The 23,468-nt window shown below is 62.6% G+C and carries 20 protein-coding genes; 2 read left to right on the top strand and 18 right to left on the bottom strand.

What is annotated here, in order from left to right; genetic code table 11:
- The first annotated feature begins 23 nt into the window (after window positions 1-23).
- Complete coding sequence (locus AC1DLT_RS13935; RefSeq protein ID WP_371681886.1) at window positions 24-362, top strand: toxin-antitoxin system TumE family protein; 339 nt, start codon at window positions 24-26, stop codon at window positions 360-362.
- Window positions 349-687 carry an HVO_A0114 family putative DNA-binding protein gene (locus tag AC1DLT_RS13930; RefSeq protein WP_105424298.1) on the top strand — a complete coding sequence of 113 codons (339 nt, stop codon included), beginning with the start codon at window positions 349-351 and terminating at the stop codon, window positions 685-687. The genes AC1DLT_RS13935 and AC1DLT_RS13930 overlap by 14 nt, the downstream gene beginning before the upstream one ends.
- A 66-nt stretch (window positions 688-753) precedes the next feature.
- Here AC1DLT_RS13930 and recN read toward each other — a convergent pair whose 3' ends face one another.
- From recN to ftsL, 18 genes are all read right to left on the bottom strand, one after another.
- Window positions 754-2,427 carry a DNA repair protein RecN gene (gene recN, locus AC1DLT_RS13925; protein WP_477487106.1) on the bottom strand — a complete coding sequence of 558 codons (1,674 nt, stop codon included), beginning with the start codon at window positions 2,425-2,427 and terminating at the stop codon, window positions 754-756.
- A 10-nt stretch (window positions 2,428-2,437) separates the two neighbouring features.
- On the bottom strand, window positions 2,438-3,280 hold the full coding sequence (locus AC1DLT_RS13920; protein WP_477487105.1) for an outer membrane protein assembly factor BamD: 843 nt from the start codon (window positions 3,278-3,280) through the stop codon (window positions 2,438-2,440).
- A 239-nt stretch (window positions 3,281-3,519) separates the two neighbouring features.
- Window positions 3,520-4,476 (bottom strand): UDP-3-O-acyl-N-acetylglucosamine deacetylase, encoded by a 957-nt coding sequence (gene lpxC, locus AC1DLT_RS13915; RefSeq protein ID WP_038587576.1) that lies wholly within the window; start codon window positions 4,474-4,476, stop codon window positions 3,520-3,522.
- A gap of 256 nt (window positions 4,477-4,732) precedes the next feature.
- Window positions 4,733-6,529, bottom strand: a complete 1,797-nt coding sequence (gene ftsZ / locus AC1DLT_RS13910) for a cell division protein FtsZ (protein WP_477487104.1) — start codon at window positions 6,527-6,529, stop codon at window positions 4,733-4,735.
- 87 nt (window positions 6,530-6,616) lie between these two features.
- The gene (ftsA, locus tag AC1DLT_RS13905; protein ID WP_477487103.1) at window positions 6,617-7,948 is read right to left on the bottom strand and encodes a cell division protein FtsA; all 1,332 of its coding nucleotides are present in this window, start codon (window positions 7,946-7,948) and stop codon (window positions 6,617-6,619) included.
- On the bottom strand, window positions 7,945-8,877 hold the full coding sequence (locus AC1DLT_RS13900) for a cell division protein FtsQ/DivIB (RefSeq protein ID WP_477487102.1): 933 nt from the start codon (window positions 8,875-8,877) through the stop codon (window positions 7,945-7,947). The genes ftsA and AC1DLT_RS13900 overlap by 4 nt, the downstream gene beginning before the upstream one ends.
- Window positions 8,865-9,791 (bottom strand): D-alanine--D-alanine ligase, encoded by a 927-nt coding sequence (locus AC1DLT_RS13895; RefSeq protein ID WP_247138447.1) that lies wholly within the window; start codon window positions 9,789-9,791, stop codon window positions 8,865-8,867. Before AC1DLT_RS13895 ends, AC1DLT_RS13900 begins: the two co-directional genes overlap by 13 nt.
- Before the next feature lie 349 nt (window positions 9,792-10,140).
- A complete protein-coding gene (aqpZ, locus tag AC1DLT_RS13890; RefSeq protein ID WP_038543530.1) occupies window positions 10,141-10,842 on the bottom strand; it encodes an aquaporin Z in 702 nt (233 codons plus the stop codon).
- A gap of 239 nt (window positions 10,843-11,081) precedes the next feature.
- Window positions 11,082-12,056: a UDP-N-acetylmuramate dehydrogenase gene (gene murB, locus AC1DLT_RS13885; protein ID WP_477487101.1), complete on the bottom strand. Its 975-nt coding sequence runs from the start codon at window positions 12,054-12,056 to the stop codon at window positions 11,082-11,084.
- Window positions 12,057-12,059: 3 nt separating this feature from the next.
- Window positions 12,060-13,469 (bottom strand): UDP-N-acetylmuramate--L-alanine ligase, encoded by a 1,410-nt coding sequence (gene murC, locus AC1DLT_RS13880; protein WP_247037095.1) that lies wholly within the window; start codon window positions 13,467-13,469, stop codon window positions 12,060-12,062.
- Window positions 13,466-14,590, bottom strand: a complete 1,125-nt coding sequence (gene murG / locus AC1DLT_RS13875; protein WP_477487100.1) for an undecaprenyldiphospho-muramoylpentapeptide beta-N-acetylglucosaminyltransferase — start codon at window positions 14,588-14,590, stop codon at window positions 13,466-13,468. Before murG ends, murC begins: the two co-directional genes overlap by 4 nt.
- 7 nt (window positions 14,591-14,597) lie before the next feature.
- On the bottom strand, window positions 14,598-15,752 hold the full coding sequence (gene ftsW / locus AC1DLT_RS13870; RefSeq protein ID WP_038543537.1) for a putative lipid II flippase FtsW: 1,155 nt from the start codon (window positions 15,750-15,752) through the stop codon (window positions 14,598-14,600).
- A gap of 25 nt (window positions 15,753-15,777) precedes the next feature.
- On the bottom strand, window positions 15,778-17,175 hold the full coding sequence (gene murD, locus AC1DLT_RS13865) for a UDP-N-acetylmuramoyl-L-alanine--D-glutamate ligase (RefSeq protein WP_477487099.1): 1,398 nt from the start codon (window positions 17,173-17,175) through the stop codon (window positions 15,778-15,780).
- Window positions 17,176-17,182: 7 nt separating this feature from the next.
- Complete coding sequence (gene mraY, locus AC1DLT_RS13860; protein ID WP_038543541.1) at window positions 17,183-18,286, bottom strand: phospho-N-acetylmuramoyl-pentapeptide-transferase; 1,104 nt, start codon at window positions 18,284-18,286, stop codon at window positions 17,183-17,185.
- 28 nt (window positions 18,287-18,314) lie between these two features.
- Complete coding sequence (locus AC1DLT_RS13855; protein ID WP_477487098.1) at window positions 18,315-19,745, bottom strand: UDP-N-acetylmuramoylalanyl-D-glutamyl-2,6-diaminopimelate--D-alanyl-D-alanine ligase; 1,431 nt, start codon at window positions 19,743-19,745, stop codon at window positions 18,315-18,317.
- Complete coding sequence (locus AC1DLT_RS13850) at window positions 19,742-21,202, bottom strand: UDP-N-acetylmuramoyl-L-alanyl-D-glutamate--2,6-diaminopimelate ligase (RefSeq protein WP_477487097.1); 1,461 nt, start codon at window positions 21,200-21,202, stop codon at window positions 19,742-19,744. Before AC1DLT_RS13850 ends, AC1DLT_RS13855 begins: the two co-directional genes overlap by 4 nt.
- Before the next feature lie 59 nt (window positions 21,203-21,261).
- A complete protein-coding gene (locus AC1DLT_RS13845; protein WP_247138459.1) occupies window positions 21,262-23,004 on the bottom strand; it encodes a peptidoglycan D,D-transpeptidase FtsI family protein in 1,743 nt (580 codons plus the stop codon).
- On the bottom strand, window positions 23,004-23,465 hold the full coding sequence (gene ftsL / locus AC1DLT_RS13840; RefSeq protein WP_038543546.1) for a cell division protein FtsL: 462 nt from the start codon (window positions 23,463-23,465) through the stop codon (window positions 23,004-23,006). The genes AC1DLT_RS13845 and ftsL overlap by 1 nt, the downstream gene beginning before the upstream one ends.
- Window positions 23,466-23,468: the final 3 nt, after the last annotated feature.

Here is a 23,468-nt window from a genome sequence, read left to right as displayed (position 1 = left end):
CCAAGAAACGTTGGAGACTGGTGATGCTATTGAAGTCATCACCAGTTGATGCTATTGAGGTCATCATGGCAAACGCAAAACTCCTGTTGAAAAGACGGCAGGAACGCACGCTACGATCATTCGTGGATCTCTCTGTTTTCGAAGTGCCGGCACCGCTCAAAGGCAGCGCACACAATTACAAATATCGGCTGGCCTATGTGGTCGATGACGTTTGCGTCATGCGATACGACAACGAGGCTGGAAAGGGAGATCACAGGCATATCGGTGCCGTCGAGGCACCGTATTCATTTCGAAACGTATCGACTTTGTTGCGGGATTTCTTCGCAGAAGTCGAAAGGATGGAGGCCGATGAAAACTCTTAGAATCAATATTGCATCGCAAGATGACATCATCGCCGACTTCGAAGCCGGCCGACATCTCGGAGAGCCGATCTACAGCTTTCCGACATGGGAAGCCCTGCACACAGCCCTGACCCCCAACCGGGTTGCCATTTTGGCGGCCATGAAAGACAAGGGCGGCATGACGATGCGGGAAGTGTCCCGGCTCGTAAAACGCGACTTCCGCCCCGTTCATGCCGACATTGCAGCACTGATTAAGATCGGGCTTCTCGATAGGGCTGAAGACGGCGTCATCTTTCCCTATGCCGACGTCCATATCGACATTTCGGATATCTCGAAGGCAGCTTAAACCCCGGACGCGCTTTTTCATTGGAAAGCAGCGGGAGGTCGGTACGCCGACGGGATTACATTCCGGTCAGCCGTTGCCCGCCAGCAGGCGCTTGGCCGCCGCCCTCGCCTCGTCGGTCACCGATGCGCCGGCGAGCATGCGGGCGATCTCTTCGGTGCGGTGTTCCGGCTCCATGGTGGCGACGCGGGTGGCGATCTTGTCGGTGCCCTCGCCGGCCGGTCCCTTGGAGATCAGCAGATGCGTTGCGGCACGCGCGGCCACCTGCGGCGCATGGGTGACGGACAGCACCTGCACCTTGTCCGACAGCCGTTTCAGCCGCTGGCCGATCGCATCGGCGACGGCACCGCCGACCCCGGTATCGATTTCGTCAAAGACCAGCGTCGGAGCCGAGCCTCGATCGGCGAGCGCCACCTTGAGCGCCAGGAGGAAACGCGATAGCTCGCCGCCCGAAGCGACCTTCATGATCGGGCCCGGACGCGTGCCGGGATTGGTCTGGACGTGGAACTCGATGGTATCGATGCCTTCGGCGCTCGCCGCTTCCGGATCGCTCGCCACATCGACCATGAAGCGGGCCCGTTCTAGCTTCAGCGCCGGCAGCTCCGCCATCACGGCTTCGGCCAGCGCCTCGGCGCCATGCCGGCGCTTCTCGGACAGGATCGCGGCGGCCCGATCGTAGGCGGCCTTGGCAGCGGCAGTCAGCTTTTCCAGCTCGGCGAGCTTCTCCTCGCCGGCATCGAGATCGGCAAGGTCCGATATCATCTTTTCGGCAAGCACCGGCAGGTCGGCGACCGGGATTGAATATTTGCGGCCGGCGGCTCTGAGCCCAAACAGTCGCTCCTCGACCCGCTCCAGTTCGCGTGGGTCGAATTCGGTGCGCCTCAGCGCCGCCTCGACTTCCATCTGGGCATTGGAGAGGTAGTTGAGCGCCTGATCGAGAAGCTCGACGGTTTCTTCGAGCAGGCCTGGCGCCTCGTGGCTCTTGCGCTCCAGGCGCCGGACCAGCGAGGCGATCAGCGGAACGGGCGATGCATTGCCATTGAGGAATTCGGAGGCCTCGGAAATGTCGCCGGCGATGCGTTCGGACTTCTGCATGCGCGAGCGCTGTTCGGCAAGCTCGTCCTCCTCGCCATCGCGCGGCGAGAGCGCTTCGAGTTCTTCCACAGAGGCGCGGATATAGTCTGCTTCGCGCGCCGCGGCCTCGACCCTGGCGCGATGGGTCTTGAAGGCCCGATCCGCGTCCTTCCAGGAGCGATAAAGGGCGGAAAGCTGCAGCACCTCGTCGCTTAAGCCCGTGAAGGCGTCGAGCAGCGTGCGGTGCGCGTCGGTGTCGATCAGCGCCCGGTCGTCGTGCTGTCCGTGGATCTCGACCAGAAGCTGGCCGGCCTGGCGCATCAGCTGCACGCTGACTGGCTGGTCGTTGATCGAGGCGCGTGTGCGCCCATCGGCCGACTGGATGCGGCGGAAGATCAGATCGCCGTCGTCGTCGATGCCGTTGTCGCGCAGGAGTTTTCGGGCACCGTGGCTGCCGGATACGTCGAAGACGGCCGTCACCTGGCCCTTGTCCTCGCCATGGCGCACCAGGCCGCCGTCACCACGGCCGCCGAGCGCCAGCGAAAGACTGTCGAGCAAAATCGATTTGCCGGCGCCGGTTTCGCCGGTTAGCACCGAAAGGCCGGTCTCGAAGGCAAGATCCAGCCGCTCGATCAGAACGATATCGCGGATCGACAACTGGATCAGCATGTCTCAGACCTTAAGCGCCGATCAGCTTGGCCCCGGCGCGGGAAATCCACGAACCGCGATTTTCGCGCGGTTCGACGCCGTTGCCTTTCAGCAGCTTGAAGGAATCCGCATACCACTGGCTGTCTGGATAATTGCGCCCGAGGACCGCGGCAGCGGTCTGCGCCTCTTCCGTAATGCCCATCGCATAATAGGCTTCGGTCAGACGCGCCAACGCCTCTTCCACCTGGTTGGTGTTGGGATACTGCTCGACCACGTTGCGGAAACGCTGGATCGCGGCAAGGTATTCCTTGCGCTCCAGATAATAGCGGCCGATCTGCATTTCCTTGCCGGCGAGCTGATCGCGCGCAAAGCGGATCTTCGCCTGCGCATCCTCGACATATTCCGAACTCGGATAATTGGTTACGACCTTGTTCATCGCATCGATGGTGCGCACGGCAGCGCGCTGGTCCTGGGTCACGTCGGCGATCTGCTTGGAGTAAGCGAGGCCGACGAGATACTGGACATAGGCCGAATCCTGCGATTGCGGATATTGGCTCATGTAGCGGTTGCCGGTGGCCACCGCCTCGTCGTTGCGGCCGAGCCGGTACTTGGTGAATGTGCTCATGACGAGCGCCTTGCGGCCCCATTCGGTGAAGGGATTCTGGCGGTCGATCGCATCGAACTTGCGGCCAGCTTCGGCAAGGTTGCCGGCCTTCATGTTGGCGAGGCCCTGGTTGTAGAGCGTCTCCGGCGAATCCGTTTCGAGACCGAGCTTGGTGATGTCGATATCGGGATCCGACTGGCAGGCGGTCACGCCAAAGCCGGCGCCGGCCAGCACCAGCGACACAAGCGCTACTCTCGCCGTCTTACGCATTCCAACAGACCTTACATGGTTCATTCGACAATTCCTGATCGTCCCGCGCCTGATAAGCCCGCCGCCTAAGCAGGCCGTTCTAGCCATAAAAGCAAAGGGAGAGCAACGCAATGCTGCGGCATTAATGCATTTTTGTGGCACGTCGCTGCAATACGGCATTTCAAGGTTAAATCGAAACAGTCTCCCAAAAGAAAAAGGCCGCTTCCGGGGAAGCGGCCGAGTCGACTGGATCAATTTACTCAGGCGAACCAGGATGTCAGTTCCGGCACGTTGACCGGTACGAACTCCCGTGCCCTTACTCGGGCCGCACGCGACGACGGAGCCTCGACGACCTCATAAGCCGTCGGATCGCTCATCAGCGCCTTCAACGCATTGGCATTCATCTTGTGGCCGCCGCGATAGGACCGGTAGCAGCCGATGAACTGGGCGCCGGCAAGCGCCAGATCGCCGACGGCATCGAGCGTCTTGTGGCGGACGAATTCATCCTTGTAGCGAAGGCCCTCGACATTGACGATCGTGTCGTCGTCCGAGATGACGACCGAATTTTCCAGCGAGGAGCCGAGTGCGTAGCCGGCAGCCCAGAGACGCTCCACGTCGCGCATGAAACCGAAGGTGCGGGCGCGGGAGAGTTCCTGCTTGAAGGTCTCGGCGGTCAGGTCGCCTTTCCAGCTCTGGCGGCCGATCAGCGGCGACGAGAAGTCGATCTCCACCTCGAAGCGAGTGCCGTCATAGGGCCGGAATTCCGACCAGCAAGCGCCGGAGTCGATGCGGACCGGCTTCAGGACGCGGATATAACGGCGCTTGATGCCAAGATTGACGATGCCGACCTGTTCGATGGCTTCGATGAAAGGATAGGAGCTGCCGTCCATGATCGGCATTTCGCCGCTATCGACTTCGACCATGATATTGTCGACACCGAGCGCGTAGAGCGCGGCCATCACGTGTTCGATCGTCGCGACGGCGCGGGAAAGTGAAGTGCCGAGAACGGTGCAGAGATCGGTGTTGCCGACCTGCGAGGAAACGGCGCGATATTCAACCGAACTGCCATCGTCCAGAAGGCGCGTGAAGATCACGCCGGTACCAGCTTCGGCCGGTTGAAAAGTAAGGCTGACAGGAGCTCCGGAATGAACGCCAATCCCCTTCAGTGTTACCGGGGAGGCGATGGTGGTCTGGAAACCGAACAGTCCGATAGTCATTCCTGCTGCCTTCTTGTCGCCGGATCCGTAAAGCAGAAGGATCCGATATTCTTTAGCGCCAGCCGGACCGATCGCCTGAATCGGTCGATCTCTTTTGGCGTCCCTTAGCGTCCTTCATACGCAGCCGTTTGGCACAATCCAAATCACTGTTCATTTCGGATTGTTACGTTGTTAACTCTGCGTCCTGATTGATAAAACGCCTGAAGGCCCGGATGCGTGATCCGGGCCTTCTTCACGTTTCGTGACCGTCTTTAACTCAGTTCGATTGACGGCGGAGGAAGGCCGGAATTTCGAGCTGGTCTTCCTCGTGATGGGCCTGCGGAACTGCACGTCCATGATCGTCGAGATTGCCGCGGCGCGGTGCATAGAGGCTTGCTTCCGCCGACAGCGGACGACGCTGCTGCGGGGCCGGAGCCGGTGCGGCCGGCTCGACGTGAGCGGGCTCTTCCTCTTCGCGGCGACCAAGCGAGTTGGTGATCCGCTTCAGAAGACCCATCGGGCCGCGTTCTTCCTGCACATGGCTCACCGGCTGGGCGCGGTGATCCATCTCGGCCTTCACGACCGGCGGAAAATCCTCGACCTTCGGCATGCGAACCGGCTGCACCACCTGCGACATCGAAGGTGCCATCGGCTCGCGATAGACCGGCTGTGCCGGGCGAGGAGCGGGCTGGCTCATCATCGGAGCAGGCTGCGGCTGTGCGTGCTGGTGAACCGGTGCCGGTTGCGGTGCAGGAGCCGGCCGGCTCATGACCGGAGCCGGTGCTTCGGCCGGAGCAGCACCGAAGATGCGGCTCTGCGGACGGAACTCTTCCTGCTGCTGCATGACCGGCTGCGGAGCGACCGGCTGGGGTACTGGAGCCGCATACTGGTGCTGCGGTTCTGCGATCGCCAGTTCCCGTTCCATCTCGGCTTCCGCCATGCGGATCGTTTCGGCGATCGGGTCGACAGCCGGCCTCGGAGCCGGAGCGGCCTGCATGACCGGAGCCGGCTGGGCGGCAACGGGAGCCGGAGCAATCGCTGCCGACGGACGGATGATCGGCCTTGCGGCAGCGCGCATCTCGGCGGCGCGAATGTCGACCGAGCCGGCGGCACGATCGATGCCGGTCGCCACGACCGATACGCGGATCAGGCCTTCGAGCGCTTCGTCGAAGGTCGCGCCGAGGATGATGTTCGCATCCGGATCGACTTCTTCGCGGATGCGGGTCGCGGCTTCGTCGACTTCGAACAGCGTCAGGTCGCGACCACCGGTGATCGAGATTAGCAGGCCCTGAGCGCCCTTCATCGAGGTCTCGTCGAGCAGCGGATTGGCGATCGCGGCTTCGGCGGCCTGCATGGCGCGGCCCGGGCCGGATGCTTCGCCGGTGCCCATCATCGCGCGGCCCATCTCGCGCATCACCGAGCGGACGTCGGCGAAGTCGAGGTTGATCAGGCCTTCCTTGACCATCAGGTCGGTAATGCAGGCGACGCCCGAATAGAGAACCTGGTCGGCCATCGCGAATGCGTCGGCGAAGGTCGTCTTGTCGTTGGCGATGCGGAAGAGGTTCTGGTTCGGAATGACGATCAGCGTGTCGACCGACTTCTGCAGTTCCTGGATACCCATCTCGGCAAGGCGCATGCGGCGCTGGCCTTCGAAGTGGAACGGCTTAGTGACGACGCCGACCGTCAGGATACCCTTCGAGCGGGCTGCCTGCGCGACGACCGGGGCTGCACCCGTGCCGGTGCCGCCGCCCATGCCGGCGGTGACGAAGCACATGTGTGTGCCGTGCAGGTGATCGACGATCTCGTCGAGGCATTCTTCCGCGGCGGCGCGGCCGACTTCCGGCTGCGAACCGGCGCCGAGACCTTCGGTGACCCGGGCGCCCATCTGTATGATGCGCTCGGCCTTGGTCATGGTCAGCGCCTGGGCATCGGTATTGGCGACGACGAAGTCGACGCCCTCGAGGCCGGCGGTGATCATGTTGTTGACGGCGTTACCGCCGCCGCCACCGACGCCAAACACGGTAATCCGAGGCTTCAACTCGGTGATATCAGGCTTTTGCAGCTTGATGGTCATTGCACCAGTTCCTTCTTTTTCTGGCCGCATCGCCGCCGGCCAATTCATTGCAACTTTGCTCCGATGCGGGCGGGCGAGCCCCTCACATCAAAAACTTTCCTTCAACCACTGACCGACGCGGGCCAGCCGGCCATTGCCGCTTCCCAGCGAGGCCATCAGGCCGCTCTGCGAAGCGTGTGTTTCCAAATCCGCGACCTGCGGATAGATCATCAGGCCGACCGCCGTCGAAAACGCCGGTCCCTTGGCTGCCGTCGGCAGGCCGGAGACACCCATCGGGCGGCCGATCCGGACGTTGCGCGCGAGGATCCGGCGCGCCGTTTCCGAAAGGCCGGTGAGCTGACTGGCACCGCCGGTCAGCACGACGCGCTTGCCGACGATCGGGCTGAAACCCGACTTCTGGATGCGGTCGCGGATGAGTTCCAGCGTCTCTTCGATACGGGCCTGTACGATCCGGGTGACCAGCGAGCGCGGCACCTGAGTCGGCTGGTCGCGGTCGTCCTCGCCGATCGGCGGGACGGAGATCACGTCGCGTTCGTCGGACCCGTTGGCGAGCGCCGAACCGTGCACGACCTTCATCCGCTCCGCATCCTCGATACGGGTGGAAAGCCCGCGGGCAAGGTCGGTCGTGACGTGATGGCCGCCAAGGCTGATCGCATCCGTATGAACGAGCTTGCCTTCGGCGAAAACCGAGATCGTCGTCGTGCCGCCGCCCATGTCGATCGCGGCGCAGCCGAGCTCGACTTCGTCGTCGACGAGGGCTGCCAGGCCGCTGGCATAGGGCGTCGCCACCATGCCCTCGACCGAGAGGTGGGCGCGGTTGATGCAGAGTTCGAGGTTCTTCAGCGTGGCGCGTTCGGCTGCGACCACATGCATGTCGACGCCGAGCGTATCGCCGAACATCGCCAGCGGATCACGGATACCGCGCTCGCCGTCGAGCGAGAAGCCGGTGGGCAGTGAATGAAGGATGGCGCGGTCCTGGCGCAGCGACTGCTGGCTTGCCGCGATCAGAACCTTCTTGAGATCGGCCTCTTCCACTTCCTGGCCGCCGAGATCGATCGTCGCGGTATAGACGTCGCTGGTGATGCGGCCGGCGGACACATTGACGATCAGGCTGTCGACGGTAAGCCCGGCCATACGCTCGGCGGCATCGACCGCCAGACGAACGACGCTTTCCGCGGCATCCAGATCGCCGATCACGCCGGACTTTACACCGCGCGAGCGCTGGTGGCCGATGCCGATGATCTCGATATTGTGGGTGCGGCCCGGCAGGACCTGGCTTTCCTGACGCGGCGTCAGCCGGGCGATCATGCAGACCACCTTGGTCGAGCCGATATCCAGGACCGAAACGACATGGCTGCGCTTGGAAGACAGCGGCTTCATGCGCGGCAGGCCGAAATGGGAGGAACCGAATACGCTCAAGACTGCTCTCCCAGTTTCTTCAGGGCCTTTGATCGTGCGTCGAGCGCTTCCCTGCGGCGATCCAGAGCGCCAGGGGTGAGCTGAACAGTGGTGCGATCCTCAAGCCGAAGATCGACGGCGGCGACGTCACGCTCCAGCACGCCCTGATCCTTTTCGAGCTTGGCGAGCATGGCAAGCGCCTTGGTGACATTACCTTCCGGCAACTTCAGCACGATGCCGTTGTCGAGATGCAGATCCCAGCGGCGGCCGGCGATGCGGACATAGGCCTTCACCCGGTTCTTCAGCTCCGGCCAGCCCGACAGGGCGTCCTCGAAAGAGGCCGCCGCCGCCTCGGCGTCGCGCCCGACGAAGAGCGGCAGGGAAGCGAACTTGTTGTCGCGAAGCGGCGCAATCACGCTGCCGTTCTTTTCGATCAGCGAGAGTTCGGAACCGTGCTGCCAGATACCGAAGGCCTGACGCTCTTTCAGCATCACCTCGATCGTTCTCGGGTAGATCTTGCGGACTTCCGCATACTGGACCCAGGGGAGCGCCGAGAGCTTGCGGCGGGCCGAATCGATATCGAGAGCGACGAGCGACGTCGTGCCGTCGAGCCCGAGAAGCTGCAGGATGTCGATTTCGGAGGTCTGGTCATTGCCCGAGACACGAACGTCTTCGATCGCAAAGCCGACAGCCGCCGTGGTCGCCTGCGCGACAGCCTGGCCGTGACCGCCGAGCGACATGCCGTAGAGACCGACGGCAGCGAAGAAGCCTGCAGCCGACACGGTTCCGGTATGAGGCGGAATATGGATGCGGCCGGTGGCGAGGCTGACGCAGAAACGGAAAACCCGGCGCAGCGGACGAGGAAGAACCCGGCGCTCCTCGGCACCGAGATAAAGAGCCTGAGAACGGCCGCGCGGTCCACCCGCCTTTCTGCCGATCAACGCAAACACGTAGCGTCCTCCACCATCCAACGGACGAGTTCACCAAATGAGTGGCCGGCATGGCCGGCCATTTCGGGCACCAGTGAGGTCGGGGTCATGCCCGGCTGCGTATTGATTTCCAGCCAGATGACCTCGCCGTTCTCGGAGAAGCGGTCGTCGTAGCGAAAGTCGGAGCGACTGACGCCACGGCAGCCCATCGCCTGATGCGCCTTGAGCGCTAGTGTTTGAATCTTTTGGTAAATATTCGGTGAAATTTGCGCAGGTATGACGTGTTTCGAACCACCTTCCGCATATTTCGCGTCGTAATCGTAAAAAGCGTGGCTGAGCGGCACCACTTCGGTAACCCCAAGCGCCACATCGCCCATCACGCCGCAGGTGAGCTCGCGGCCATAGACATACCGCTCGACCAGAACCCGATCGCCGTAGCGCCACTCGGACGAGCCGATGATCTGCGGCGGATGCGACTGGTTTTCCTGGACGATCACGACACCGAAGGACGACCCTTCGCGAACCGGCTTCACCACGTAAGGCGGCTTCATCGGATGGGCATTGCCGATATCGAACCGGCTCATCGCCTTGGCTTCGGCGACCGGAATGCCGGCCGCCTTGGCGACATGCTTGGCCTGATGCTTGTCCATGGCGAGCGCAGACGCGAGCACGCCGGAATGGGTATAGGGAATTTCAAGATATTCGAGAATGCCCTGGATCGTCCCGTCCTCGCCGAAAGGCCCATGCAAAGCGTTGAAGGCGACGTCCGGCCGAAGCTCAGAGAGGACGGCCGCCACATCCCGGCCGACATCGACGCGGGTGACGCGGTAGCCTTCGCCTTCGAGAGCATCCGCACAGGCAGTGCCCGAGGACAGGCTGACAGGCCGCTCGGAGGAAAACCCTCCCATCAAAACAGCCACGTGCTTGTCGCTCATCAATCACTCCAGTCAAAAAGGACTACAATTCAAAAGTACGGCGCTTGCGCCAACCTGCTCTCTGACGATTCCCGCCGGACGTTAGGCATGCCTGCATTGGTGCCCGAATATAGTTAACAAACCGTTTACCTTGATTAACCCGGGTAGCCAAAAGCATGAAAACAAAGGAAAAATCGAATCCCGGAATGTTAACGCGCAGTTTGCGGCAACATTCGGAACGGCGCTGAAATGACCGCCAAGTCGCTCGAATCGACAGGCGATTCTTGAGGTCTGCGCCACGGAAAAGCCCGCGAAGCGGTCAGCTTTGCGGGCTTTTTCATCTCGGCGGAATGCGCCGTTTTTCTTCAGATCAGGCCGCGACCCGCGCTTCCGAATCGTCCACCAGCTTCCAGGCCAGCGCGCCCAGGACGGCGCCCACGATCGGTGCAACCCAGAAGAGCCAAAGCTGCCCGAGAGCCCAGTCCCCGACGATCAGCGCCACGCCGGTCGAACGGGCCGGGTTGACGGATGTGTTGGTGACCGGGATCGAGATCAGATGGATCAGCGTCAGCGCAAGGCCGATTGCGATCGGAGCAAAGCCTGCCGGCGCCTTCGGCCCGGTCGCGCCGAGAATGATGAAGATGAAGAAACCGGTGAGAACCAGCTCTATCAACAGCGCCGCGGTCAACGAATAACCGCCGGGCGAATGCTCGCCATAGCCGTTGGACGCAAAGCCGCCGAGCTGGAAACCAGCCTTGCCGGAAGCGATGAGATAGAGAACCAGGGCTGCAACGACCGCCCCTACCACCTGAGCGATGACATAAGGCAGCAGGCTTGATGCCGGGAACCTGCCCGCCACCGTCAGTCCCACCGATACCGCCGGATTGAAGTGCCCGCCGGAAATACCGCCGACCGCATAAGCCATGGTCAGCACCGTCAGGCCGAATGCGAGCGCAACGCCGACGAAGCCGATACCGAGATCCGGAAATGCAGCCGCCAGAACCGCGCTGCCGCATCCACCGAAGACAAGCCAGAAAGTGCCGAAAAACTCGGCCGCTAATTTTTTGAACATTGGATATCCCCCTGCTCGTGCCCCCGGCACCCTGCCGGTCCAGGCGCGACTCTCATTCAAACAAGGATATTATGCAATATATTCTCATGAATGCTCAATGAATAAGCAACTCGTGAAACATCCAAGGTTGCACCGGTGCTATCCAACTGAATCAAAACACGAGATGACCGCTGCAACGCTTTAAATTTACAAGATAACTCGCCACGGGAAGGCATTCGCCTCACCCTGGACGGCTCCCGTCATTCGCTCGTCATGCCCTGGAACGGCCTCACCTCGCGGCCAGGCATGAAGATGCCGAGGCGCTTGATTTCCCATTCGAGCTTGATGCTGGAATGTTCGAAAACCCGCTGGCGGATGGTCTCGCCGAGATATTCGAGGTCATAACCGCTGGCGTAGCCGATATTGATCATGAAATTGCAATGCAGCGACGACATCTGCGCGCCGCCGCTGACCAACCCGCGGCAGCCTGCCTCGTCGATCAGCTTCCAGGCGGAATGGCCTTCCGGGTTCTTGAAGGTCGAACCGCCGGTCTTTTCCTTGATCGGCTGCACCGTCTCGCGATGCTGACGCACGGCATCCATCTCGGCGCGGATCTTTGCCCGCTCCTCGGGATATCCTTCGAAGACCGCGTGGGTAAAGATCATGTCCGCCGGAACCGAGGAATGGCGATAGCTGTAGCCCATCTCGGCAGTCGAGAAGACATGCGTGCCACCCTTGCGGTCGACGGCATGCACCTCGATGACGCGCTCGGCCGTCTCGCCGCCATTCGCGCCGGCATTCATGCGCAGGGCTCCGCCGATCGAGCCGGGGATGCCGTAATAGAAGGCGAAACCGCCGATGCCGTTGTCCATCGCCATCGCGGCAATGTGCTTGTCGGGGCAGATCGCACCGGCCTTGATACGGTTGTCGCCAACGAGATCGACCCCGCCGAAACCCTTGGCCGAGAGGCGCAGAACGACGCCTGGAATGCCTCCGTCGCGGACGAGCAGGTTCGAACCGACGCCGACTACCGTCAGCGGCACGTCTTCCGGCAGGATCTGCAGGAAAGTCACGAGGTCGTCGACGTCATGGGGCTGGAACATCAGTTCGGCGAGGCCGCCGGCCTGGAACCAGGTGACGCGATCCATCGGCGCATCCGGCGTCAGCCTTCCGCGCAGTTTGTTGACGTCATCCCCCAGCGACGCCAGAAGCTTTTCCCCGTTCACCTGTTTCATTTCCTACTGTCCCGATATGCTTTCCAGTTCCTTCGGCAATGCCGCAGCCCACTGCGTGATATTGCCCGCCCCCAGAAGAACCACGAAATCACCCGGTTTCGCAATGCCCGATACAATCGAAGCGAGTTCCGTCGGCGATGCCATGTATCTAGCGTCGCGATGGCCGCCCGAACGGATGCGCGAAACCAGCGCTTCCGAATTGGCCCCGTCGATCGCTTCCTCGCCGGCGGCGTAGACCGGCGCCAGTATGATGCTGTCGGCATCGTTGAAGCAATTGGCGAAATCCTCGAAGAGGCTCGACAGGCGCGTGTAACGATGCGGCTGGTGCACCGCGATGATGCGGCCCTGGCACGATTCGCGGGCTGCCCGCAGCACGGCCTTGATCTCCACTGGATGGTGACCGTAGTCGTCGAAGATCGAAACCCCATTCCAGGTGCCCGTCAGCGTGAAGCGACGCTTGACGCCGCTGAAGTTGGCGAGCCCCTTGCGGATATCCTCTTCCGAAATGCCGAGCCGGTTGGCGACCGCGATCGCGGCGGTGGCATTGGAAATGTTGTGGCGACCGGGCATCGGCAGAGCCAGGTCCTTGAACTGGAAAACACGGCCGGTGCGGCGGCGACGGATTTCCACGTCGAAGATCGATTTGGTGCCTTCCATCCGCACATTCGAGAAACGCGCATCCGCCTGCGGGTTTTCGCCATAGGTGACGATCTTGCGATCCTCGATGCGACTGACCAGAGCCTGCACTTCCGGATGGTCGAGGCAGAGCACGCCGAACCCATAGAACGGCACGTTTTCGACGAACTGCCGGAAGGCGGCACGAACGGCGTCGAAATTGCCGTAATGGTCGAGATGTTCGGGATCGATATTGGTGACGACGGCGACGTCGGCGGGCAGCTTCAGGAAAGTGCCGTCCGATTCGTCGGCCTCGACCACCATCCACTCACCCTCGCCCATGCGGGCATTGGTGCCGTAGGCGTTGATGATGCCGCCGTTGATGACGGTCGGATCGAGATTACCGGCCTCTAGCAGCGCCGCGACCATCGAGGTCGTGGTCGTCTTGCCATGCGTGCCACCGATGGCGATCGCGTTGCGGAAGCGCATCAGCTCGGCGAGCATTTCGGCGCGGCGGACGATCGGCAGCGATTTTTCGCGCGCGGCCATCAGTTCCGGATTGTTCTTCTTGATCGCGGTCGAGACGACGACCACCTCGGAATCGCCGATATTCTCGGCCTGGTGGCCGACGAAGACCGGGATGCCCTTGTCGCGCAGGCGCTGGACATTGGCGCCGTCGGCCTGGTCGGATCCCTGGACCTTGTGGCCGAGATTATGCAGCACCTCGGCGATACCGCTCATGCCGATACCGCCGATGCCGATGAAATGAACGAGCCCTATGGCCTTCGGCATCTTCATGCACGCACTCCCTTAAATTCCGAAATCGATTTCCGCTCCGCGATCGCCACGACCAGATCCGCAAGCTTGCCGGTTGCATTCGGCCGTCCGGCGGACTCGGCAGCCGCTGCCATTCTTTCGAGTTTATCCGGGTCCTTCATCGCACCCGAAATGATCGCGGCAAGCTTTTCCGGCGACAGATCCGACTGCTGCACGACCTTCGCGCCGCCGGTCGCCACCAGCGCCTCGGCATTGGCTGCCTGGTCGTGATCCAGAGCATGCGGGTAAGGCACGAGAATGGCCGGCCGGCCGATCACCGCAATTTCCGACACCGTCGAGGCGCCGGAGCGGCAGATGACGAGATGTGCGGTGGCAAGCCGTTCGGCCATGTCCGAAAAGAAGGAGGAAATATCGGCGGGTGCCTTGAGCTTGGCAAAGCAGGAACTGACACGATCCTTGTCTTCCGGACGCGCCTGCTGGGTAACCACGACGCGATCACGCTCGGCCTGGTCGAGCAGGCTGAGCGCCGTCGGCACGGCCGAGGAGAAGAACTGCGCGCCCTGGCTGCCGCCGAAGACGACCAGACGGAATGGATCATCGCCACGGGACGCGACATAGGGAACATTGGAGGCCGCAAGCACGGCCGGACGCACCGGGTTGCCGGTCGTCACGGTCTTGTCCGCATAGGGTCCGCCGCTCTCGGGCAGGAAGCCACCGGCGATCGCCTGGACCTTGGCGGCCAGCGCCTTGTTGGCGCGGCCCATCACCGCGTTCTGTTCGTGGATCATCGTCGGCACGCCCATGGCGGTCGAGGCCATCAGCGGCGGCACAGTCGGGTAGCCGCCGAAACCGACGACGGCGAGCGGCTTCAGGCGGCCGATCAAGCGGCGAGCGGCCCGCAGTCCCGTCCACAGCTTCCAGCCGGTACGGGCGAGCGCGATCGGGTTCTTGGATCCGAAAGTGGCGGACGGTACGACATGGATTTCATCGGCCGGAAACGTGCCGGCGTAGCGCTCGGCCCGGCTGTCGGTGACGAGATGCACGGAATAACCGCGCTCCTTCAGTTCGTGTCCCAGCGCTTCTGCCGGAAACACATGACCGCCGGTTCCCCCGGCGGCTAGCAATATGATGCCCTTGGTCATTGGACTTTTACTCCGCGGGTACGCCCTGGGCGACCCGGAACAGGCTCCGCTCCTGCGCTCGCTTCTCCGGACGATGGCGGGTCAGCGCCAGGATGAAGCCTGCAGTGATGCAGATCGCGATCATCGAGGAGCCGCCATAGGAGATCAAGGGGAGCGTCATGCCCTTGGCCGGCATGAGTTCGAGATTGACGCCGATATTGATGAGCGACTGCATGCCGATCTGCAGCACGAGGCCAGCGACCGCAAACCGGTTGAAGTCATTGCGCTCCTTGAAGGCGTGGTTCAGGCCGCGCAGCACGATGAAGGCGAAGATCGCCACCAGTGCCATACAGAAGATAATGCCGAATTCTTCCGCTGCAACGGAGAACACGAAGTCCGTGTGGCTGTCCGGCAGGATGCGCTTGACGATGCCCTCGCCCGGCCCCTGTCCGAACCAACCGCCCTGCAGGATCGCTTCGTGCGCCGTCTCGATCTGGAAACGGTCGCCCTCACCGGTCAAGAACTTGTCGAAACGGGCGGTCACGTGCGGCAGCATGTAATAGGCGGTGACGATGCCGCCGGCACCGACGCCGCCGAGCATGACGATCCACAGCCAGGGCATGCCGGCCATGAAGAACATGCCGCCCCAGACGACGCTGGTCAAAATGGTCTGGCCAAGGTCAGGCTGGGCGACGAGCAGCGCCGCGACGATGCCGAACAGGATGATGGCGAAGAGATTTCCGGGGATTTCCGGCTGGCGCGCGTGCTCGGCAAACAGCCAGGCGCAGACGACCACGAAGGCCGGCTTCATGAATTCCGACGGCTGGATAGAGAACATGCCGACGCCGATCCAGCGCCGCGATCCCTTGACCTCGACGCCGAAGAACAGCGCCAGCACCATCAGCGCCAGCGCGATGATCAAAAGGACGATAGCGGTGCGGCGCACCTGCCGCGGCGTCAGGAAGGAGAGGCCGATCATCACCACCAGCGACGGCAGCAGGAACAGCGCGTGACGCTCGACGAAGTGGAAGCTGTTGAGACCGATACGCTCGGCCACCGCCGGCGATGCCGCGAAGGAGAGCATGAAACCGACGCCCATCAGCAATACGAAGGCGACGAGGAAGAAACGGTCGATCGTCCAGAACCAGTCTGCGAGCGGCCCACGGTCTGCGCGGCTTACCATCTGTCGTTCCCCTTTTCCGTCTCGATCAATCTAAATCGACCAACATCGTGACGCCGTCGAGGCTTGCGACATGGCCGACAAAGGCATCGCCGCGAACCTCGAAATTCTTGAACTGATCGAAGCTGGCGCAGGCTGGCGACAGCATCACCGCGGACGGTGTCGTGTCGGCTCCTGCATCCGCTGCGGCATGCGCGACCGCCTTTTCGAGCGTGCCCGAAATTTCGTAGGGCACCGCCTCGCCGAGTGTCGCCGCGAATGCCGGCGCGGCTTCTCCGATCAGATAGGCCTTGACGATACGCGGGAAGAGTGGAGCGAGGCTGACTATGCCGCCCTCCTTCGGCAGGCCGCCGGCAATCCAGTAGATCCGGTCGTAGCTGGAGAGCGCGGGCGCTGCCGCATCCGCATTGGTCGCCTTCGAATCGTTGACGAACACCACCTGGGTTCGGCGCCCGACCGGCTGCATCCGGTGCTTCAGGCCCGGGAAGGATCTCAGCCCCGCGCGGATCTCGTCCTTCGATACGCCGACCGCCAGGCAGGCTGCGATGGCCGCCGCCGCGTTCTGGGCGTTGTGGCTGCCCTTGAGCGTCTGGATGCCGTCGAGATCGACGAGCAGCGACGTCGCGCCGCCATGCGCCTCGATGATCCGGCTGCCTTCGGCATAGAGGCCATCGGCAACGACGACCCGCTTGGAAATCCGGCGCACCGCGACACCGGCCCGTCCGACGCGGTCGGCGATGAGGGCGCAGAACGAATCGTCGACGCCGATCACGGCGGTCCGGCTGCCGGCGACCAGCCGTTCCTTGACGTCGGCGTAATGCTGCATGGTGCCGTGGCGATCGAGATGATCGGGCGTCAGGTTGAGCAGGATGCCCGCCGTGGGGTTGAGCGTCGGCGCCAAATCGATCTGGTAGGACGAGCATTCGACGACGAAATAGCGCTCGGACTTCGGCGGATCGAGCGTCAGGATCGCAGTGCCGATATTGCCGCCGAGCTGGGTGTCGCGGCCGCTCGATTTCAGGATATGAGCGATCAGCGCCGTGGTCGTCGATTTGCCGTTGGTGCCGGTAATCGCGATGAACGGGCAATCCGGCGCATGCGCCCGGCGCTCGCGCACGAAAAGCTCGACATCACCGATGATCTCGACGCCGGCGGCGCGCGCAAGGTCGACGCTCCAATGGGGTTTCGGATGGGTCAGCGGCACACCCGGCGACAGCACGAAGGCGGCTTGGGCAGACCAGTCGATACCGCGGAGGTCGGCGGTCGAAATCCCCTCGGCCGTAGCCTTGGCGACGCTGTCGGGATTGTCGTCCCAGGCGATCACCTTCGCGCCGCCGGCGACCAAGGCCCTGGCCGTGGCCAATCCGGAGCCGCCGAGCCCGAACAGCGCGACCGGCTTGTCCTTGAATGTGGTGACCGCGATCATCGCCGTATCACCGTAGCTTGAGCGTCGAAAGGCCGAGCATGGCAAGGCCGACCGCGATGATCCAGAAGCGGATCACCACCTGGCTTTCCGTCCAGCCGAGCTTTTCGAAATGGTGGTGGATCGGCGCCATCAGGAAGACGCGCCGGCCGGTCATCTTGAAGAAGCCGACCTGGATGATCACCGACAGTGTCTCCATCACGAACAGGCCGCCGATGATCGCCATGACGATCTCGTGCTTGGTGGCGACGGCAACGGAGCCGATCAGGCCGCCGAGCGCCAGCGATCCGGTATCGCCCATGAAGATGGCCGCCGGCGGCGCGTTGAACCAGAGAAAGCCGAGACCCGCCCCGATCACCGCTCCCAGAATGACGGCAAGCTCACCGGTGCCGGGCACGAAATTGATCTGCAGATATCCCGCAAACACCGAGTTACCGGCAAGATAGGCAATGACGCCAAACGAGGCCGCGGCGATCATGACAGGCCCGATCGCCAGCCCATCAAGTCCGTCTGTCAGGTTCACCGCATTGCCGGCGGCAACGATGACGAAACCGCCGAACAGGACGAAGAAGATGCCGAGATTGATGAACAGGTCCTTGAAGAACGGGAAGGCGACCGAGGTGCCGAGCGTCGGATTGCCCGACTGACCGGTCGCCAGCGCCACCCGCATCATGAAGAAGACGGCGATCCCGGCGATCACGAACTCGATGCCGAGACGCGCCTTGCCGGAAAACCCCTTGTCGGTCTGCTTGGTGACTTTCAGATAGTCGTCATAAAAGCCGATTGCGCCGAAACCCAGCGTGACGAGCAGGGTCGCCACCACGTAGACGTTCGAAAGATCGGCCCAGAGCAGCGATCCGCCGACGATGCCGGCGAGAATCATCAGCCCGCCCATGGTCGGCGTGCCGGCCTTCTTGAAATGGGTCTGCGGCCCATCGGCACGGATCGGCTGTCCCTTGCCCTGGCGCAGGCGGAGCGATGCAATGATCATCGGTCCGAACAGGAAGACGATCAGCGCCGAGGTGAACAGAGCTGCACCCGTCCTGAAGGTGATGTACCGGAACAGGTTGAAAAATTGGACTTTGTCCGCCAGTTCTACAAGCCAGATCAGCATTCAGCGCCCTTTCCAGAAGCCCGTCTCATTAGTGGCGCTCCGTGTCGGAGAATGCCGGGTAGTTGTCAATAAGCGCGGCGACGATCTTGCCGAAACCGATGCCAAGCGAAGATTTCACCATCACCACGTCGCCCGGGATCACCGAGCGCACCACGAATTCGGCAAGGTCCGCGGTCTTTTCGTAATATTGCACGTCGACGCTATCGGGCAGCGCATCGCGCAGCACTGCCATTTCCGCACCCGCCAGCCAGACATGTTCGATACCGGCGGCAAGCAGCGGACCTGCGAGCTCCTCGTGCACCTTGGCGGAAAACTCGCCCATTTCCAGCATGTCGCCGAGCACCGCGATCCGCCGGCCGGTCAGTTCCGGCGTCGCGGATGCGAGAAGTGCGATTGCTGCCCGCATCGAGGCAGGGTTGGCGTTGTAGCTCTCGTCGATCAGCGTCAGATGGCCTTCGCCGATGCCGAGGCGGTGGCGTTCGCCCCTGCCCTTGACCGGCTTCAGCGCCGCAAGCGCCGCCATGGCGCCTGCCATTTCCGCGCCGACCAGCAGGCAAGCGCCGAGAACCGCCATGGCGTTTTCGGCGATATGCCGGCCGGGGGCGCCGATATGGACTTCCGACGTCTCGCCGTTCAGCACCGCCCAGACGACCGAGTTTTCCCCGTTGCCTTCAAAGTCCGCCAGCCGGAAATCCGCCTTGGCATGCTGGCCGAAAGTGTGGATGTGCGAGACACCCGCCTCCTGCGCCTTTTTCTGAAGAAAGCCGAACTGCTTGATGTCGCGATTGAGGATCGCCGAACCGCCGGGCTCCAGACCTTCAAAGATCTCGGCCTTGGCGGCGGCAATCTCCTCGAGATTCTTGAAATGGCCGAGATGGGCCGCGGCGATCGTGGTGATCATCGCCACATGCGGGCGCACCATCTTGACCAACGGACGGATTTCGTCGGGATGGTTCATGCCGATCTCGAAGACGCCGAAGTCGCAATCGGCAGGCATGCGGGCGAGCGTCAGCGGCACGCCCCAGTGGTTGTTGAAGGAGGCGACGGCCGCATGCACCTTGCCGGACGGTACAAGTGCGTGGCGCAGCATTTCCTTGGTGGTCGTCTTGCCGACCGAACCGGTGATGGCGACGATGCGTGCCCGGCTGCGCGCACGCGCAACAAGCGCCAGTTTCCCGAGCGCGGCAAGCACGTCTTCGACGACGATCATCGGCACGCTCAGCTTGCCGAGCGCCGGCAATTTCGATTCGTTGACGACGATCAGCATCGCACCGTTGGCGACCGCCAGACTTGCATAATCATGGCCGTCGACGCGGTCGCCCCTGATGGCGAAGAAGGCTTCTCCCGGCCCAATCGAACGGCTGTCGATCGAAATGCCGGTAATGCCCGCCGGAAGCGAACCAATCGGGCGACCGCCCATGGCAGCGGTCAAATCCTCGGATGTCCATAGCCAGGTCACGATTTCAGCTCCTGCAATGCCTTGCGGACTTCGACGTGATCGGAGAACGGCAGGACCGTGGTGCCGATCGTCTGGCCTTCCTCATGGCCCTTGCCCGCAACAATCAATGTGTCGCCCGACTGCAGCATGCCAACCGCCTCGCGGATCGCATTGGCCCGATCACCGATCTCGACGGCGCCCGGAGCGGCCGCCATGATCTCGGAGCGGATCACTTCGGGAATTTCGGAACGCGGATTGTCGTCGGTAACGATGACGATATCGGCAAGCCGCGTCGCCACGTCGCCCATGATCGGCCGTTTGCCCTTGTCACGGTCGCCGCCGCAGCCGAACACCACGATGACGCGGCCGGTCGTGAAGGGGCGGACGGATGCCAGCACGTTTTCCAATGCGTCCGGTTTGTGGGCATAATCCACGTAGGCCAGTGCGCCGTCTTTTGTCTGGCCAACCAGTTCGAGACGACCCGAGGCGCCGACCAGCTTTTCAAGGGCGGCCATGGCAACGGCGGCCGGAACCCCAGTCGACATGGCAAGCCCCGCCGCGACCAGCGCGTTCGACACCTGGAAATCGCCCGCGAGCGGAATATCGACTTCGAAAATCTGCTCGCCGACGTGAATTTCGGCCGTCTGCTTGTGACGGAAATGCTCGACACGCTTCAGGCAGAGATAATCACCCCGACGACCGACCGTGCGGACATCCAGGTCGGCCACCGTCGCGACCCGCATCGCCTCCTCCGACCAGGGATCGTCGGCGAAGATGACGACGGGCGAGCCCTTCGGCATCAGCGTATCGAAAAGCCGCATCTTGGCGGCCATGTAGCTCTCGACGGTCGGATGGTAGTCCATATGGTCGCGCCCGAGATTGGTAAAGCCGGCGGCGGACAGCCGCACGCCGTCGATCCGGCTCTGGTCTAGGCCATGGCTGGAAGCTTCTATGGCGGCATGGGTAACGCCTTCGGCAGCGAGTTCCGCCAGCAGCTTCTGCAGCTCGACCGGATCCGGCGTGGTCAGCGTTCCGTAGTCGTTGCGGGTGGGCGAAACGACGCCGGTCGTGCCGATCTGAGCCGCGGCATGGCCGGCATGCGCCCAGATCTGGCGGGTGAAGGAGGCGACGGAGGTCTTGCCGGCGGTGCCCGTGACGGCAACCATGGTTTCTGGCTGCGCACCATAGAAGCGGGCAGCGGCGATCGCCAACAGCCGGCGGGGGTTGGAAACGGCAAGAACAGGAATGCCCGCGTCCGCCGTATGGCCGGCAATCGCCGCGACCGCGCCGCGGGCGGCCGCATCGCCGATATAACGAGACCCGTCCGCCTTGGTGCCGGCGAATGCGGCAAACAGCATGCCGGAGGTTACCTTGCGGCTGTCGGAAGTAAGGCCGGTCACGTCGAGATCGCCTGCCGGCCCGGCCATCAGCTCGGCTATTTCCGGGAAATCCCGTCCGGCAAGTTCTCGCAACTTCATCGGTTGATTGTCCATTCTGAGCGTCGTCCCCTCGAATCGTCCGCTCAAGTTGTTATCGCTCAATAAGACACAAGCAGGGCAGAACCGTCATTGCCGAATTTCGGCTTCACTCCCAGAATGGGCGCCGTGCGGGTGATGATCTCCTTGACCATGGGAGCAGCCGAGGTTGCCGCAAGAGCTGCGCCGTTGCCTTTCTCGGTCTTGGGCTCGTCGCAGAACGTCAGGACGACATATTGCGGATTGTCCATCGGAAATGCGGCGAGGAACGCGTTGAAGTTCTTGTCGTGGACGTAGCGCCCGTTGACGACCTTGTCCGCCGTGCCCGTCTTGCCGCCGACGTTGAAGCCCGCCACACGTGCGTTTCTCCCGGAGCCATTGACGCCGTTCCATTCGAACAGGAAGCGCATATCCTTGCTGGTCGTCGGCTTCATCACCTGCGTAGCGACCTTGTCGGCCTCCGCGCGGGTACGCGGCAGGAAGGTCGGCTCGACCAGCTTGCCTCCGTTGACCAGCGCCGCACCGGCAACCGCCGTCTGCAAAGGTGTCGTCGAGACACCGTGGCCGAAGGAAATGGTGACCGAATTGATCTTCTTCCATTCGCGCGGCTGGCTCGGATAAGCGACTTCCGGAAGCTCGGTGCGCATTTTCGTCAGCAGGCCGAGCTTGGTCAGGAAATCCTTGTGGCCTTCGATGCCGACCGTGTCGGCGATCTTGGCGGTACCGATATTCGACGAAAACTGAAAAATTTCCGGAACGCTCAGTATGCGCCCCTTGCCGTGGAAATCCTTGATGGTGAAACCGCCGATGCGGATCGGGAACCGGGCGTCGAACGTGCTCTGAAGGTTGACCTTGCCGGAATCGAGACCCATGGCGATCGTGAAGGACTTGAAGGTGGAGCCCATTTCGAACGTGCCGTTCGACACGCGGTTGAACCAGCCCTCCTCGCCGCCTTCCGCCGGATTGTTGGGATCGAAATCGGGCGCGGACGCCATGGCGAGCACCTCGCCGGTATGTACGTCGAGGACGACCGCACCAGCGCCGATCGAGCTGTACTTGGTGATCGCTTCGGTCACCACGTCGCGGACGATCGACTGGACGCGCAGATCGATGGACAGCTTGACCGGTTCCAGCGGCTGATTGGACGTCATGCCAACGGCTGCGAGATCGGCAAGGCCCTGATTGTCGACATAGCGCTCCATGCCGGCGACGCCGCGGTTGTCGATATTGACGTAACCGACGACATGCGCGGCGGTCGGGCCGCCTGGATAGAAACGACGCTTTTCGGGCCGGAAACCGATGCCCGGAATGCCGAGCGCCAGGATCTGGCTCTGCTGCTTCGGGGTCAGCTGGCGGCGCAGCCACTGGAAACGCGAATTCGAGGTCAGCTTCGAATAGGTACCCTTGACGTCGAGGTCGTTCAGGACCGTCGCGAGCTTCTCGATCACCTCGTCGGCATCGATGATCTTGTTGGGTTCGGCAAACAGCGAAACCGTGCGGATGTCGGTCGCCAGAACCGCGCCGTTGCGATCGACAAGGTCGGGACGCGACGCCAGCAGCCGATCTGCCGGCAGGATGCTGGAGGTCGTCAGCGGCTGCGCGACGCCATATTGCATCAGGCGGCCGCCGATGACGCAGTAGAAGACCGCGAAGCCGGCGATCAGCAGGCCGACGCGGTTTTTCGCCTGGGCCGACTTGCGCTTGCGGGTTCCCTCGAAGGATGCCTTTTCAGAGCCGCGGCCACGGCTGCCGGACGAAAAATGCGCGCGGCTCTTGACGATCATGATGCGGGACAGGAAAGACATCAGCGTTTCACCGATCCTGTTGAAATGACTTCGACGGGACCGCGCCGCAGCGGCACGGGAATTTTAGGAGCGGGCTTGGCCTTGGCGGCGGCAACACCCTTCAGGGCGGCGGCAACCTCGCTGTTCTTGCCGGCGATGATATCCTCGATGGTGGTCTCGGGCTGCGGAAGCCGCGCCTTCGGCATCGGCAGCTCCTTCGGCATCGCAAGCTGGGTCGTTTCGGTCGGGGCGAGCGCCAACTCGGTATTGTAGACGTTGATCAGCCGGTGCAGGCGGTTCGGCTGGGTCAGCAGGGCCCAGTCCGCTTTCAGGAGATCGATCGTATCCTTCTCCAGCTTGATTTCCGACTCGAGCCGGCGAACCTCGCTGAGCTTCTCGTCGGCGCGGTGCTTGATCGAATAGGTGACGACGGCCGCTGCCGTCATGACGCCGATCAGAACAAGATCGAAGCTACGCAGCATGTA

The sequence above is a fragment of the Neorhizobium sp. 05N33 genome (genome assembly GCF_056397445.1).
This window is presented reverse-complemented; position numbering and strand designations above follow the sequence as displayed.

Coding starts and splice junctions, on each gene's coding strand:
- recN (WP_477487106.1), bottom strand. CDS start 2,427: ATGCTGATCCAGTTGTCGATCCGCGATATCGTTCTGATCGAGCGGCTG.
- ftsL (WP_038543546.1), bottom strand. CDS start 23,465: ATGCTGCGTAGCTTCGATCTTGTTCTGATCGGCGTCATGACGGCAGCG.
- murB (WP_477487101.1), bottom strand. CDS start 12,056: ATGAAACAGGTGAACGGGGAAAAGCTTCTGGCGTCGCTGGGGGATGAC.
- aqpZ (WP_038543530.1), bottom strand. CDS start 10,842: ATGTTCAAAAAATTAGCGGCCGAGTTTTTCGGCACTTTCTGGCTTGTC.
- mraY (WP_038543541.1), bottom strand. CDS start 18,286: ATGCTGATCTGGCTTGTAGAACTGGCGGACAAAGTCCAATTTTTCAAC.
- ftsW (WP_038543537.1), bottom strand. CDS start 15,752: ATGGTAAGCCGCGCAGACCGTGGGCCGCTCGCAGACTGGTTCTGGACG.
- murD (WP_477487099.1), bottom strand. CDS start 17,175: ATGATCGCGGTCACCACATTCAAGGACAAGCCGGTCGCGCTGTTCGGG.
- lpxC (WP_038587576.1), bottom strand. CDS start 4,476: ATGACTATCGGACTGTTCGGTTTCCAGACCACCATCGCCTCCCCGGTA.
- AC1DLT_RS13930 (WP_105424298.1), top strand. CDS start 349: ATGAAAACTCTTAGAATCAATATTGCATCGCAAGATGACATCATCGCC.
- AC1DLT_RS13895 (WP_247138447.1), bottom strand. CDS start 9,791: ATGAGCGACAAGCACGTGGCTGTTTTGATGGGAGGGTTTTCCTCCGAG.
- AC1DLT_RS13935 (WP_371681886.1), top strand. CDS start 24: ATGCTATTGAAGTCATCACCAGTTGATGCTATTGAGGTCATCATGGCA.
- murC (WP_247037095.1), bottom strand. CDS start 13,469: ATGAAGATGCCGAAGGCCATAGGGCTCGTTCATTTCATCGGCATCGGC.
- murG (WP_477487100.1), bottom strand. CDS start 14,590: ATGACCAAGGGCATCATATTGCTAGCCGCCGGGGGAACCGGCGGTCAT.
- AC1DLT_RS13850 (WP_477487097.1), bottom strand. CDS start 21,202: ATGAAGTTGCGAGAACTTGCCGGACGGGATTTCCCGGAAATAGCCGAG.
- ftsZ (WP_477487104.1), bottom strand. CDS start 6,529: ATGACCATCAAGCTGCAAAAGCCTGATATCACCGAGTTGAAGCCTCGG.
- AC1DLT_RS13845 (WP_247138459.1), bottom strand. CDS start 23,004: ATGTCTTTCCTGTCCCGCATCATGATCGTCAAGAGCCGCGCGCATTTT.
- AC1DLT_RS13920 (WP_477487105.1), bottom strand. CDS start 3,280: ATGCGTAAGACGGCGAGAGTAGCGCTTGTGTCGCTGGTGCTGGCCGGC.